General features: G+C 69.3%; 10 protein-coding genes. 4 read left to right on the top strand and 6 right to left on the bottom strand.

The window, feature by feature from the left end:
* The first annotated feature begins 53 nt into the window (after positions 1-53).
* Together OIE13_RS06420 and OIE13_RS06415 are read left to right on the top strand one after the other, a co-directional pair.
* Positions 54-1,253, top strand: coding sequence for a thiolase family protein (locus tag OIE13_RS06420; RefSeq protein ID WP_326642072.1), 1,200 nt, complete (start codon positions 54-56; stop codon positions 1,251-1,253).
* Entirely contained in the window at positions 1,250-3,322 is a 2,073-nt protein-coding gene (locus tag OIE13_RS06415; RefSeq protein WP_326642074.1) for a 3-hydroxyacyl-CoA dehydrogenase NAD-binding domain-containing protein, read from the top strand. Before OIE13_RS06420 ends, OIE13_RS06415 begins: the two co-directional genes overlap by 4 nt.
* Before the next feature lie 255 nt (positions 3,323-3,577).
* Here the strand turns inward: OIE13_RS06415 and OIE13_RS06410 are convergent, their stop codons facing one another.
* Both OIE13_RS06410 and dxs read right to left on the bottom strand, forming a co-directional pair.
* A complete protein-coding gene (locus tag OIE13_RS06410; RefSeq protein ID WP_326642076.1) occupies positions 3,578-5,044 on the bottom strand; it encodes an amino acid permease in 1,467 nt (488 codons plus the stop codon).
* 104 nt (positions 5,045-5,148) lie between these two features.
* On the bottom strand, positions 5,149-7,068 hold the full coding sequence (dxs, locus tag OIE13_RS06405) for a 1-deoxy-D-xylulose-5-phosphate synthase (protein ID WP_326829737.1): 1,920 nt from the start codon (positions 7,066-7,068) through the stop codon (positions 5,149-5,151).
* Positions 7,069-7,187: 119 nt separating this feature from the next.
* Between dxs and OIE13_RS06400 the strand changes: the two genes are divergently transcribed.
* Positions 7,188-8,081, top strand: coding sequence for a neutral zinc metallopeptidase (locus tag OIE13_RS06400; protein WP_326829736.1), 894 nt, complete (start codon positions 7,188-7,190; stop codon positions 8,079-8,081).
* A 94-nt stretch (positions 8,082-8,175) separates the two neighbouring features.
* On the opposite strand, the gene OIE13_RS06395 is transcribed toward OIE13_RS06400, so the two are convergent.
* The 4 genes from OIE13_RS06395 to OIE13_RS06380 all read right to left on the bottom strand — a co-directional run bounded on the left by OIE13_RS06395 (position 8,176) and on the right by OIE13_RS06380 (position 12,749).
* A complete protein-coding gene (locus tag OIE13_RS06395) occupies positions 8,176-9,384 on the bottom strand; it encodes an ROK family transcriptional regulator (protein WP_326829735.1) in 1,209 nt (402 codons plus the stop codon).
* A 35-nt stretch (positions 9,385-9,419) separates the two neighbouring features.
* Positions 9,420-10,667, bottom strand: a complete 1,248-nt coding sequence (locus OIE13_RS06390) for a sugar ABC transporter permease (RefSeq protein WP_326642084.1) — start codon at positions 10,665-10,667, stop codon at positions 9,420-9,422.
* Positions 10,664-11,428 (bottom strand): ATP-binding cassette domain-containing protein, encoded by a 765-nt coding sequence (locus tag OIE13_RS06385; protein ID WP_326642086.1) that lies wholly within the window; start codon positions 11,426-11,428, stop codon positions 10,664-10,666. Before OIE13_RS06385 ends, OIE13_RS06390 begins: the two co-directional genes overlap by 4 nt.
* A gap of 202 nt (positions 11,429-11,630) precedes the next feature.
* Entirely contained in the window at positions 11,631-12,749 is a 1,119-nt protein-coding gene (locus OIE13_RS06380) for a sugar ABC transporter substrate-binding protein (protein WP_326642088.1), read from the bottom strand.
* 950 nt (positions 12,750-13,699) lie between these two features.
* On the opposite strand from OIE13_RS06380, the gene OIE13_RS06375 reads away from it, so the two are divergent.
* Positions 13,700-13,870: a hypothetical protein gene (locus tag OIE13_RS06375; RefSeq protein ID WP_326642090.1), complete on the top strand. Its 171-nt coding sequence runs from the start codon at positions 13,700-13,702 to the stop codon at positions 13,868-13,870.
* The last annotated feature ends 139 nt before the right edge of the window (positions 13,871-14,009 follow it).

Below are 14,009 nucleotides of genomic sequence, written 5' to 3'. Positions count from 1 at the left end.
GTTACTCGCGAGTAGCATAGGGGGGAAGCCATCCAGCAACGAGGAGCGAATCCGTGCCTTCGTCTCGTGACGTCGTATTCGTCGACGGTGTGCGCACACCCTTCGGCAGATCGGGTCCCAAGGGCCTGTATGCCGAGACGCGCGCCGACGACCTGGTGATCCGCGTCATCCGCGAGCTGATCCGGCGTAACCCGAATCTGCCTCCCGAGCGCGTCGACGAGGTGGCCATCGCGGCCACCACGCAGATCGGCGACCAGGGCCTGACCCTCGGCCGCTCCGCCGCGATCCTGGCCGGGCTGCCCAAGAGCGTGCCCGGCTACTCGATCGACCGCATGTGCGCCGGCGCGATGACCGCGGTGACCTCGGTCGCCGGAGGCATCGCCTTCGGCGCCTACGACGTCGCCATCGCCGGCGGCGTCGAGCACATGGGCCGCCATCCCATGGGCGAGGGCGTCGATCCCAACCCCCGCTTCCTGGCCGAGCAGCTCGTGGACGGCTCCGCCCTTGTCATGGGCATGACCGCCGAGAACCTGCACGACCGCTACCCCTCCATCACCAAGGACCGCGCCGACGCCTTCGCCCTCGCCTCCCAGGAGAAGGTCGCCAAGGCCTACGCCGACGGCCGGATCCAGCCGGACCTGGTCCCGATGGCGACCAGGTCCGTCGAGAAGGGCTGGGGACTGGCCACCGCCGACGAGGCGCCCCGCCCCGGCACCACGCTGGAGGGCCTGGCCGCGCTGAAGACCCCGTTCCGCCCGCACGGCCGGGTCACCGCGGGCAACGCCTCCGGTATCAACGACGGTGCCACCGGCTGCATCGTGGCCGCCGCCGACGTCGCCGCGGAGCTCGGCCTCACCCCGAAGATGCGCCTGGTCTCCTACGCCTTCGCCGGTGTGGACCCCGAGGTCATGGGGGTCGGGCCGATCCCGTCCACCGAAAGGGCGCTGCGCCTGGCCGGGCTCTCCGTCTCCGACATGGGACTGTTCGAGATCAACGAGGCCTTCGCCGTGCAGGTGCTGGCGTTCCTGGAGCACTTCGGCATCGCCGACGACGACGCCCGGGTGAACCCCTACGGCGGCGCCATCGCCTTCGGCCACCCGCTGGCCTCCTCCGGGGTGCGCCTGATGACGCAGCTCGCCCGCGAGTTCGGCGAGCGCCCCGACGTCCGCTACGGCATGACCACGATGTGCGTCGGCCTGGGCATGGGTGGAACGGTCATCTGGGAGAACCTCAGCTGGGAAGGTAACAAGTGACGGACATCAAGGAACTCTTCGCCGACGAGGTCGTCACCCGGGCGACGGTCCACGACGTGGAGCTGCCTCAGGGCGCGGGCACCATGGCCCTGATAACGCTGGACAACGGCTTCGACCACACCAAGCCGTCGACGTTCGGCCCCGGAGGGCTGACCTCGCTGGGCGAGGCCCTCGACACGATCGCCGGGCGCGGCGACCTGGCGGCCGTGGGCGTCGTCGGCAAGCCGTTCGTCTTCGCCGTCGGCGCCGACCTCAGGGGCGCCGCGCTGGTCTCCGAACGGGACCAGGCGCTGCAGATCGGCAGGCTGGGCCACGAGGTGTTCCGCCGCCTCGGTGAACTGGACGTGCCGTCGTTCGCGTTCGTCAACGGCGCGGCCATGGGCGGCGGCCTGGAGGTCGCGCTGCACTGCACGTACCGGACCGTCTCCTCCGGTGTGCCCGCCGTGGCGCTGCCCGAGTGCTTCCTCGGCCTGGTCCCCGGCTGGGGCGGCACCCAGCTGCTGCCCCGCCTGATCGGGCCGGCCGCGGCCGTCAAACTGATCATCGAGAACCCGCTCTCGCAGAATCGCATGATCAAGGGCAGGGAGGCGTTCACGCTCGGTGTCGCCGACGCGATGTTCGAGCCCGCCGACTTCCTTGAGGAGTCGCTGCGCTGGGCCTCGGCGGTGCTGCGCGGCGACGTGACGGTCTCGCGCCCCGACCACGCCGGGGACGACTGGGCCAAGACGATCGCCGACGCGCGCTTCCTGCTCGACATGAGGCTGCACGGTGCCTCCCCCGCCCCGTACCGGGCGCTGGAGCTTCTCCAGCTGGCCCGCACCGCCACGCGCGAGGAGGGCTTCGCCGCCGAGGACCAGGCGCTGGCCGACCTCCTCATGGGCGACGAGCTCCGCGCCGGCCTGTACGCCTTCGACCTGGTGCAGCGCCGGGCCAAGAAGCCCGCCGGAGCCCCGGACCCGGCACTGGCCCGCAGGGTCACCAAGGTCGGCGTCGTCGGCGCGGGCCTGATGGCCTCACAGATGGCGCTGCTGTTCGCCCGCCGCCTGGAGGTCCCGGTCGTGCTGACCGACCTGGACCAGGCCCGGCTGGACAAGGGCGTGGGCTACGTGCACACCGAGATCGGCAAGCTGCTCGCCAAGGGCCGCGTCTCCGGCGACCAGGCCAACCGGCTCAGGGCCCTGGTGACCGGCTCGCTGACCAAGGACGCGTTCGCCGACGCCGACTTCGTCATCGAGGCCGTGTTCGAGGACATGAAGGTCAAGCAGAAGGTCTTCGCCGAGGTGGAGGAGGTCGTCTCCGCCGAGTGCGTGCTGGCCACGAACACCTCCTCGCTCTCGCTGACCGAGATGGCCTCGGGGCTCCGGCATCCCGAGCGCGTCGTGGGCTTCCACTTCTTCAACCCGGTCGCGGTGATGCCGCTGCTGGAGATCGTCCGGGGGGAGCGGACGGACGACGCGACGCTCGCGGTGGCCTTCGCCGTCGGCCGGTCGCTGAAGAAGTCCTCGGTGCTGGTCAAGGACGCGCCCGCGTTCGTGGTCAACCGCCTGCTGACCCGCTTCATGGGCGAGGTCATCGGCGCCGTCGACGAGGGCACCCCACTGGAGCTCGCCGACCACGCGCTGGACGGGCTCGGCCTGCCGATGACCCCGTTCGCGCTGCTGCAGCTCGTCGGCCCGGCCGTGGCACTGCACGTCGCCGAGACGATGCACCAGGCGTTCCCGTCCCGCTACGGGGTGTCTGCGAACCTCGCCCGGCTGGTCGCGGCGGGCAAGCCGGGTGTCTACGCGCCTGACTTCTCGCTGGACCCCGAGGCGGTGGCCCTCTTCGCGGGGGGCACCTCCCCGTCGACGGCCGAGGCGGTGCGGCTGCGGGCGCTGCGGGCACTGGCGGAGGAGATCCGTCTCATGCTCGACGAGGGTGTGGTCTCCGCTCCCCAGGACATCGACCTGTGCATGATCCTCGGCGCGGGGTGGCCGTTCCACCTTGGCGGTGTCACCCCCTACCTCGACCGCGAGGGTATCGCCGAACCGCGCTTCCTGCCGCCGGGCGTGGCCTCGGTCCCCGCCTGACGCAGCGGGCGGACTCCCCTGTCCCGCAGCCGCCGCGGGACAGGAGTCACCGCACCCCGGATCCTCGGCGGCGGCCAGGTGGTGATGCGCTTCTGTCCCGCGGCTCCGCAGGACAGGGGTCACCGCACCGGGAGCGGTGCCCCGCCGGACCCGTTCTCCGCACCTGCCGCGTCGTCGCAGGTCAGTAGCCATACCTGATCCAGCACAGCGGGTAATCACCCCAGGTCGATCGGGGGTCACGTGCGGAATACAGGGCTAGCGCTCCGGGGAGTGCTCCGACAGAGCGCTGTGCCGGTAGCCGTAGCCGATGTAGATCAGGAATCCGAGGAGCATCCACGCCCCGAACCTGAGCCAGGTCTCCACCGGAAGGTTGAGCATCAGGTAGAGGCAGGCGAGCACCGACAGGACGGGCACCAGCGGCACCAGAGGAGTGCGGAAGGAGCGGGGCAGGTCGGGGCGGGTACGGCGGAGGACGACCACCGCGATCGAGACCACCGCGAACGCGAAGAGCGTGCCGATGTTGACCAGTTCGGCGATCGTGGACAGCGGCACCAGCCCGGCCAGGGCCGCCACGACGACACCCATGATGATGGTGATGACGTGCGGTGTGCGGTACTTCGGATGAACCCTGGCCAGCCCTCGCGGCAGCAGGTTGTCGCGGCACATGGCGAACATCACCCGCGACATGCCCAGCATGAGGATCATCACGACGGTCGTCAGGCCGGCCAGCGCGCCGATGCTGATCAGTGACGCGGCCCAGGTCTGGCCGACGGCCTTGAACGCGTCGGCCAGCGGCGCCGTCTCGCTGAGCCGGTCGTAGGGCTGCATGCCGACCACGACCAGCGAGACCGCGACGTAGAGCAGGGTGCAGACACCGAGTGAGGACAGGATGCCGACGGGCAGGTCCCGCTGCGGGTCGCGGGTCTCCTCGGCGGCGGTGGCGACCACGTCGAAGCCGATGTAGGCGAAGAACACGATCGCCGCGGCGCTGAAGATGCCCAGCACTCCGTACGCGACCGGGGTGATACCGAACAGCACCTGGATCAGAGGCGCCGACAGCCCCTCCACGGCGGGGGTCACCTTGGACGGCGGAACGAACGGCGAGTAGTTGGCGCCCTTGACGAAGAACAGCCCCGCCACCACGACCAGCAGGATCACCCCGAGCTTGATCCCGACGATGATCAGGTTGAATCGGGAGGACAGCTTGATCCCGATGACCAGGATCGCGGTGAGCATCAGCACGACCAGCGCGGCGGGCAGGTTGAACACCGCGCCCTCCCCCGCGATCGCGCTCGGCAGCGGGGTCCCCAGAGACGCCAGCAGCGAGGTCAGGTACCCCGACCAGCCGACCGCGACGACCGCGGCGCCGAGCATCATCTCCAGCGTCAGGTCCCAGCCGATGATCCAGGCGGGCAACTCGCCGAGGGTGGCGAAGGCGAAGGTGTAGGCGGATCCCGCCACCGGGACCGTGGAGGCGAACTCGGCGTAGCAGAGCGCCGCCAGCGCGCAGACGATCCCGGCGGCCACGAAGGACAGGGCCACCGCGGGCCCGGCCAGATCCCTGGCGACCCGGCCGGTGAGCACGAAGATACCGGTGCCCACGATGACGCCGATGCCGAAGACCGTGAGGTCCAGCGCGGTGAGGTCCTTGCGCAACCGGTGTTCCGGTGCCTCGGTGTCCGAGATCGACTGCTCCACCGACTTGACGCGAAGAACGCCCACGACCCCTCCTGACGCGCCGGCGGTCACCCTTGCCGACGCATCAGGTCATGCCCAGCGGATCACCGCCTGAACGGCGAAGCCGGGATGTTTGACAGGAGGTGCGCTCAGCCGGCCGGTTCGTTCTCCAGGGCCGGAGAGCGCTTCGCGATCGCCTCGGTGACCTGGCGGGCGATGTCCTGCGAGGTCAGGCCGATCTCGCTGAGGATCTTCGCACGCTTGGCGTGGTCGAGGAAGCGCTGCGGGATGCCGTAGGTGCGGACCGGGACGTCGACGTCGGCGTCGCGCAGCAGGCGGGCGACCGCGTCACCCACACCGCCCACCCTGCTGCTGTCCTCGACCACCACGACCAGCTTGTGGGCGCGGGCGGCCGGCACCAGAGCCTCGTCCAGCGGCTTGACCCAGCGTGGGTCGACCACCGTGGCGGAGATCCCCTGGGCGTCGAGCAGGCCCGCGGCCCCCAGGCACAGCTCGGCCATCGGCCCCACGGAGACGAACAGCACGTCGGCGTCGCCCCCGCGCAGCACGTCCATCTCGCCGAGGCGGCCGACCGCCTCGATTTCGGCGGCCACCGGACCCTTGGGGTAGCGCAGTACCGTCGGGCCGTCGTCGACCTTCACGGCCTCGGCCAGCAGCTCGCGCAGCCGGGACTCGTCGCGGGGAACCGCGATCGACAGGCCGGGGACGACCTGCAGGATCGACAGGTCCCACATGCCGTTGTGACTGGCGCCGTCGTCGCCGGTGACGCCCGCCCGGTCGAGCACGACGGTGACGGGGAGGCGGTGCAGGGCGACGTCCATCAGGAGCTGGTCGAACGCCCGGTTCAGGAAGGTGGCGTAGACGGCCACCACCGGGTGCAGGCCGCCGAGTGCCAGACCCGCGGCACTGGTCAGGGCGTGCTGCTCGGCGATGCCGACGTCGTAGAGTCGGTCGGGGTAGGCCTCGGAGAACGGGATCAGGCCGGTCGGGCCGAGCATCGCGGCGGTGATCGCCACGATGTCCTGCCGCTCGGCGCCCAGGCGCACCATCTCCTGGCCGAAGACGTTGGTCCAGCCGTGCGGTTTCGACTTCTCCTCGCCGGTCAGCGGGTCGAAGACGCCCAGCGAGTGGAAGCAGTCCTCGTCGTGGTTCTCCGCCGGGGAGTAGCCGAAGCCCTTCTTGGTGAGCACGTGCACGATGACCGGGCGGCGGAAGTCCCTGGCCCTGCGCAGCGCGGACTCCACCGCCTGCTCGTCGTGGCCGTCGACCAGCCCGATGTACTTCAGGCCGAGGTCCTCGAACATGACCTGCGGGGCCAGGACGTCCTTGATGCCCTTCTTGACGCCGTGCAGGGCGTCGTAGACGGGAGCGCCGACCACGGGGACCCTGTTCAGGTTGTCCTTGACGAAGTCGAGCATGTCCTCGTAGCGCTGGGTGGTGCGCAGGGAGGCCAGGTGGGAGGCGAGCCCGCCGATGGTCGGCGAGTAGGAGCGGCCGTTGTCGTTGACCACGATGATCAGCGGCAGGTCCTTACGCGCCGCGATGTTGTTGAGCGCCTCCCAGGCCATGCCGCCGGTGAGCGCCCCGTCTCCGATCACCGCGACGACCGTGCGCTCCTCCTCGCCCCGCAGCCGGTACGCCTTGGCCAGGCCGTCGGCGTACGACAGCGCGGTCGAGGCGTGCGAGTTCTCGATGATGTCGTGCTCGGACTCGGCCTGGCTGGGGTAGCCCGACAGGCCGCCCTCCTGGCGGAGCGTGTCGAACCGCCCGGCCCTGCCGGTGAGCATCTTGTGGACATAGGCCTGGTGACCGGTGTCCCACAGGATGCGGTCACGTGGCGAGTCGAAGACCCGGTGCATCGCGATCGTCAGCTCGACGACACCCAGGTTGGGGCCGAGGTGGCCGCCGCTGCGGGCCGTGGAGGCGATCAGGAGATCTCTGATCTCGGTGGCGAGCAGTGGCAACTCGTCCACCTCCAGCAGTTTGAGGTCCCCTGGCCCCTTGACCGACTCCAGAAGACTTCCAGGCTGCCCGGTCCGCTCGCTCACGGAATCATCCCCTCTGTCCAGTCACCGTCACGAAGAGTCTAGTTCGGATGACAGGCGCTGCCCTCCCGGGTGAAAAACCTGCACGGTTTATACACACTTGCCCTAGCCTTTCCCTCACCATGAACCCCCTCCCCTTTAGGCGACAACTGTCACTGGTCGTGGCCTTCCTGGTGTTCGCGGTGGTGGTCGCGGGAATCGTCATCGCCGTTCCTCACCTCACCCCGGCGGCCCTCCCGGCACCCGCTCCCGCCCCCACCTCTCCCCCCACCCCGGCCCCCGAAAGGGTCCCGGTCATCAAGGAGCGGGCGGCGCCGCGGGGCCGCACCGCCGCGACGGCGAGCCGCCTCTACCACACCGGGTCGATGCGGGCCGCCAGATGTTCGACGGGGACGATCCGCACGGGGAGCGCGGCCTCCTACCGGACCTTCATGACTCAGATCACCCGCTGCCTGAACCTCTCCTGGAAGACCCAGTTCTCCAGGGCGGGACTGCCCTTCGCCAAGCCCAGGCTGCGCTTCTCCACCTCCAAGGTGACCACGCCCTGCGGCCGATGGCCCGGCAGCGCGGGCGGGCTGTACTGCTCGACCAACAAGACCATCTACATAGGGATCACGCGCCAGGTTCTGCGGAACCCCTACGCGGCCAACCACGCCCAGTTCATGGCCCACGAGTACGGCCACCACGTGCAGCACCTCGCGGGCATCATGGACTACTACGCCAGGAGCGTCTGGCTCGCGAAGGCGCCCGCCAAGCTCGCCTACTCCCGCCGCCTCGAATTGCAGGCCGACTGCCTGGCCTCCGTCTTCCTGCGCCAGATCGCCGACGACCTGCCGGTCGAGCGGGCGCAGTGGGAGGCGATGGTCGGCTGGGTCAACGCCAACGGCCACAAGAACTGGCCCAAGAACGACCACGGCAAGGGCCGCAGCCAGGCCTACTGGATGGAGCGCGGCTTCGACTCCGGCTCCCCCTCCGGCTGCAACACCTGGTCCGCCCCCACCGGCCGGGTCGCCTGACAGCCTGTCAAGCCAGAAAGGAGCACGGTCTCGGGCCCCCGCTCCATGCTCGGATCCCAGATCTCCTGAGCGCCTGCCGGGCCGCTCGGGCGGGTCAGGAGCCGGCGCGGGCGAGGACTTCCAGGGGGTCGGTGAGGACCTGGGAGAAGGCCAGCTCGGCGGCGCCGACAAGGGTGGCGTCATCACCGAGGGCCGAGGTGCGCAGGCGCAGGTGCTCGCGGCACGGGGGCAGGGCGTCCAGGGCGAGACGGCTGCGGACCTGGGCGGCGGAGCCGAGGTAGATCTCCCTGAGCATGCCCCCGAACACCACCATCTCGGGGTTGAAGATGTTGACGAGATTGGCGACGCCCAGGCCGAGCCAGTCGCCGACCCGGCTCAGCGCGGCCTGCGCGACGATGTCGCCCCGGTCGGCGGCGTCGACCACGGCGCGGACGGCGTCCCTGCCGACCTGGGGGCCGAAGCGGCCCGCGGCCTCAAGAAGGGCGCGCTCGCCGACCTCCGCCTCCAGGCAGCCGAGCGAGCCGCACCCGCAGAGGCGGCCCTTGTCAGGATTGACGATCATGTGTCCGACCTCGCCGCCGAAACCCAGGTGACCGCCGAGCAGCTGGCCGTTGACGATCACGCCTCCGCCGATGCCGACGTCGCCGTGCAGGTAGACGAGGTCGCGACAGCCGACGCCGACGCCCCTGGTCTGCTCGGCGAGGGCGGCCAGGTTGGCGTCGTTGCCGACCGTGACCGGCAGGCCGAAGGCCAGCCGGCGGGTCATCTCCTCGGCGAACGGCACGTCGTCCACCGTGGCCATGTTGGGCCCGAACCTGATGCCCCCGTCATCGCGGCTCACTCCACCGGGGAAGGCCGCCGCCACCCCGACGCACACCGTGTCGGGCCGGGTCCTGCGGTGCATCTGCCGGGCGAAGGCGGCGAGCGGGCCGACGATCTCCTCCAGGGAGAAGGCTCCTCGCCTCCGTACCGTCTCGCGGCGGTCGAGGATCGTGCCGCCCAGGCCGACGCGGGCGGCGACCATCCGGTCGACGCCCACGTCGAAGGCGAACACGTAGACCCGCGCCGACTCGGGGCGGACCACCAGGGAGGGGCGCCCGGCCCGGCCCGTCTCCCTGGGAAGTTCCTCCCTGACCAGGCCGACGGAGGTCAGGTCGGCGGTGAGGGCCATGATGGTGCTGCGGTTGAGGCCCATCCGGTTGGTGAGCTCCGCGCGCGAGGTGGGACCGCTCAGATGGACGTGGCGGAGCAGGGCACCAAGATTGTGGCGCCTGATCTCCTCTTGGGAGGGGCCTGCCCGCATGACGAGGGGTTCCTTCGGTGGATCGGAGTCGCTGATCACCTTAGACCAGTGGCGGCCGCCCGCTTGCGGGACAGCGCGTCCACCACGGCGGCCAGCAGCAGGACCGATCCGGTGACGATGAACTTGACGCCGGAGCTGTAGCCCATCAGGCCCATGCCGTTCTCGATGACCGCGACCACCGCACCACCGAGGATGGCGTCCAGCACCCGGCCCTTGCCGCCGAACAGGCTGGTGCCGCCGATGACCGCGGCGCCGACCGCGTACAGCAGCACGTTGCTTCCGCCGGTGTTGGGGTCGACGGAACTGGCCCGGGAGGCGGCGATGATGCCGCCGACCGCGGCCATGGAGGAACAGATCACGAAAGCGCTGATCTTCATCCGGTCGACGTTGATGCCCGCCCGGCGCGCGGCCTCGACGTTGCCGCCGACCGCGTACAGGTGGCGTCCGTACGCCGTGCGGCGGAGCACGAACGTCAGGACCAGCAGCAGCAGCACGATGATGGGCACCACGACCGGCACGCCCGCCAGCGAGACGACCGCCGCGTTGCGGCTCCGCTCGATGTTGAGGAAGTAGACGGCGAGCCCGCCGAGCAACGCGAGGGCACCCACCCGGACCGCGATCAGCGAGACCGGGTCGGAGGCCAGGTCCCGGGCTGCGCGCTTGCGGGCGCGCAGCAACTGGAGCCCGGCGTATCCGGCGACCCCCACGGCCAGCAGGATCCAGCCCAGCGCGGGCGGAAGGTTCTTGTTGGCGATCGCCAGGATGGTCTCGTCCCGGATGGCGATAATGGTGCCGCCCTTGACCAGCAGCAGCACGAGCCCCTGGAAGGCCAGGAAGGCCGCGAGCGTCACCACGAACGACGGGATGCCGAGTTTCGCGACGACGGAGCCGATCCCGGTACCGATGACCACCCCGGTGAGGATGGCCGCGCCCACCGCCACGTACCAGGGCAGTCCCTGATTGCCGAGCATGATCGCGAGCACCGCGGCGCAGACACCGCTGGCGAAGCCCGCCGACAGGTCGATCTCGCCGAGGAGCAGCACGAAGACCAGGCCCATGGCGATCACGGTGACCGCGGCGCCCTGGGTGAACAGGTTGGCGAAGTTTCCCGCGGTCAGGAAGGACGGCCGCAGGATGGCGAAGACCGTGCAGAGCACCACGAGGCCGAACACCGCCGGCAGCGCGCCCATGTCGCCGCCGCGCACCCGCTCGGCGTAGCCGCGAACGTTGGTCCTGATCGAAGGGGCCTCGGGTACCCGCTCCGGGGAAATCGTGGCGGTCATACGGTGACTCCGTTGGTGAGGCCGAGGTCCCCGCTGCGGCCGGAGGTGATCAGTTCGACGACCTGAGCGTGGGTGACGTCCGAGGTCTTGACCTGGGCCGCCATCCGGCCCAGGTAGAGGGTGGCGATCCGGTCCGACACGGCGAACACGTCGTTCATGTTGTGCGAGATCAGCACGACGGCCAGGCCCTGGTCGGCCAGGCGCCGGACCAGTTCGAGCACCTGCGCCGTCTGGGCGACGCCGAGCGCCGCGGTCGGCTCGTCGAGGATGACCACCTTGCTGTTCCACAGCACGGCCTTGGCGATGGCCACCGTCTGGCGCTGGCCGCCGGAGAGGCTGGCGACGAGCTGGCGGATGGACTTGACCGTCCTGACCGACAGGCTCTCCAAGGTCTTGGCCGCCATCGCCTCCATGGTGTCCTCGTCGAGGACGATGCCGCGCTTGTGCTCGCGGCCCAGGAACATGTTCTGGACGATGTCGAGGTTGTCGCAGAGCGCGAGGTCCTGGTAGACGATCTCGATGCCCAGCTCGGCCGCGTCGCGCGGGCTGCCGATCCGGACGGGCTTGCCGTCGAAGAGGTACTCGCCGGAGTCGATCGGGTGGATGCCGCCGACGCACTTGACGAGTGTGGACTTGCCTGCGCCGTTGTCACCGACCAGCGCGGTCACCTCTCCGGCGTAGGCGGAGAAGGCGACGTCGTGCAGGACCTGTACGGGACCGAAGCTCTTGTCGATCCCGCGAAGTTCCAGTGCGGGGGTCATGGGGTGTGCTCCCTGTGTTCATTTCGCGCGGTGAAGCTCGCGCGGCTCGGGCGCCTGCGGGCGGTGTCCTGCCCCGTCGCCGGAATGGACGTTCGTTCACCTGCCGCGTCCTCCGGCGTCACAGTGCGAATACGCCGCGGTGGAGCCAAGGGGACGGACGGACGGGGCCGGAATCCAGTAGGCCGTCCGTCCCCATCACGCCCTACTGGATTCCGGCCTCGGTGCACTTGGCGGCGAAATCGCCGGTGCACAGCTCGTCCTTGGTCACGAAGCCGTCGGCGACGACGTCCTTGACGCTGTCAAAGAAGATCGCCTGCGGGTCGAGCAGAACGGCGGGCACGTCGGCGCCGCTCTCGGTGTCCTTGACCGTACCGGTCGCCGCGGGCTTCTCACCCTTGGCCAGGCCGATGGCCAGCGCGGCCGCCGCGTCGGCCTCCTTCTTGATCGCCTTGTAGACCGTCATGCACTGGTCACCGGCGAGAATGTTCTGCAGGCCCTGCACCGTGGCGTCCTGGCCGGTGACCGGGACCTTGCCGTTCAGGCTGTTCTTCTTCAGGACCGAGATGGCCGCGTTGCCGAGACCGTCGTTGGCGGCCAGGACGCCGGCGATCTTCGGCTGCTCGGTGAGCATCTGCTCGAAGATCGTGCCCGCCTGGGCGTTGTCCCAGTCGGGAACCGACTGGTCCGGGCCCTTGACGTAGTCCCCCGAGTCGTACTTGGCCTTGAGCACGCCGTCGTAGCCGTTCTTGAACAGCGTGGCGTTGTTGTCGGTCGGCGAGCCGTTGAGCTCGGCGACGATGGGCTTCTTGGCCTGCTTGTCTGACAGGCACTTCACCAGACCCTCCCCCTGCAGGGTGCCGACCTTGGTGTTGTCGAAGCTGACGTAGTAGGACGCGCCGCCGTTGAGCGTGAGCCGGTCGTAGTCGATGGTGGCCACGCCCTGCGCCTTGGCCTTGTCGAGCACGGCCTTGCCGGTGCCGCTGTCAAGGTTGACGATCATCAGAACCGTGGCACCGTTGGTGATCATCTGGTCGGCGATGGTCTGGAACTGGGTCTTGTCACCCTGGGCGTTCTGGATGTCGTAGGCGACGCCCGCGGCCTTGAACGCCTCTTCCAGGTACTTGCGGTCCGCGGTCTCCCAGCGGGCGGAGGACTTGCTGTCGGGAAGGATGACACCGACCTTGCCCGCCACGGCAGCCGAACTCTCCGCGGGGGACGCGCCGCTCGACGCGCTGGTGTCGGCATCGTCACTCCCGCAAGCGGCGAGGCCAAGGGTCATCGCCGCGGCGGCGGCGGTAAGGCTGAGGATCCCCTTGCGCATGGTCCACGGGTCCTTTCTTCGAAAGTGGGGGGTACGGCGGATGTGCGGCATGCCGGATTCGCGGGTACGGCTCCACCGGGTCTCGGCTCACCGTTCCGTTGAATGTTGTTTGCGGCAACGTATTCCGCCATTGGCCAGGAGCGCCAGACCCTCCATGGCTAAAGTTTGTTGTGGCCGGTAACAATCCAGAAACGCGTCGTTAACAACCCCCGCCCCGCGCGGTGCGACTCGCCAAGCTAGATGTCACCTGACCACGGTTGTTGTCACCAAACTGGAGCCGGGTTATCTGGGGTGCCGAGAAGGCGTCAGGCATGTGAGGCAAGTGCGTTCCCGGCGAACATGCCCGACAAGCTATCTGGGGTTGTCGGGCATGTTCGTCACCTGCGGAAATCCCGGTCACTCACAGCTACTTAGCGTTTGGTGGCAGCGACCCGAGCGCCGGGCCACAGAAGGGCGGTTCAGGTTCGTGTTGCTGGGCTCCTGCGCCGGCGGGCAAGGTGCTCGCGGTAGCAGGAGGCGCGAACGAGGCGGGTTTGATCACCGTCTGGTGAGCCGTCACGGCCGCGATGCACGAGATAGTCGGCGACGATCGCGCTTGAGGACTTGAAGCCACCACCGTTCCCGAAAGCCGCCAAGCCCTCCGCATCGGCGCGTCGGCGGCCCGCCGCAGCTATGGGAGTGCCTGGCCAGTACACGGGGATCGCTGCCCTTCCTCCCGTACTTGGCCTACGACTACGATCGTGTCGGCTTTGTCCGGCGGGCTATGCTCTTCGGCTATGACTACCGGGACGGCATCGCGCCACTCACAGATTGGTGACCCGGTGCTCTCCTGAGCACCGTACGGGCTGGTACGGGCCCGCTGTTCGATCGAAAATCTTGCGCTGCCGCGCGGGCTCCGCCTCCGTCGTGTTGATCACAGGCTCTACACATCAACCACGACAGGAGAAGTCATGCCCACCAAGACTCTGCAGATTCCCACCACGGACGGCCAGGCCGACGCTTTCGCCGCCTTCCCCGACCATGGCGAGCGGCACCCAGGGGTGCTGATGTACGCGGACGGCTTCGGCATCCGACCTGTGCTGCGGGAGATGGCCCGCGAACTGGCCGGGCACGGGTACTGAGCTTCCCCCCGTAGCACGGCCACCTCACCTTCGGCATATGCGGATGCCGTATCTACGCAAAGCCGCACCCGACGTCCCCGGGGTTCCGCAGTTGATGTAGCGGGATAGTCCGCGAATCTGGGGATTGACATGCGGAAAC

Origin of the sequence: Streptosporangium sp. NBC_01810 (assembly GCF_035917355.1) — a bacterium.
Taxonomy (GTDB): domain Bacteria; phylum Actinomycetota; class Actinomycetes; order Streptosporangiales; family Streptosporangiaceae; genus Streptosporangium.
This window is presented reverse-complemented; position numbering and strand designations above follow the sequence as displayed.

What these genes read in the sequence shown, in the direction of transcription:
- OIE13_RS06400 (WP_326829736.1), top strand. Translation starts at nt 7,188, where the DNA reads ATGAACCCCCTCCCCTTTAGGCGACAACTGTCACTGGTCGTGGCCTTC.
- OIE13_RS06395 (WP_326829735.1), bottom strand. Translation starts at nt 9,384, where the DNA reads ATGCGGGCAGGCCCCTCCCAAGAGGAGATCAGGCGCCACAATCTTGGT.
- OIE13_RS06390 (WP_326642084.1), bottom strand. Translation starts at nt 10,667, where the DNA reads ATGACCGCCACGATTTCCCCGGAGCGGGTACCCGAGGCCCCTTCGATC.
- OIE13_RS06385 (WP_326642086.1), bottom strand. Translation starts at nt 11,428, where the DNA reads ATGACCCCCGCACTGGAACTTCGCGGGATCGACAAGAGCTTCGGTCCC.
- OIE13_RS06380 (WP_326642088.1), bottom strand. Translation starts at nt 12,749, where the DNA reads ATGCGCAAGGGGATCCTCAGCCTTACCGCCGCCGCCGCGGCGATGACC.
- OIE13_RS06375 (WP_326642090.1), top strand. Translation starts at nt 13,700, where the DNA reads ATGCCCACCAAGACTCTGCAGATTCCCACCACGGACGGCCAGGCCGAC.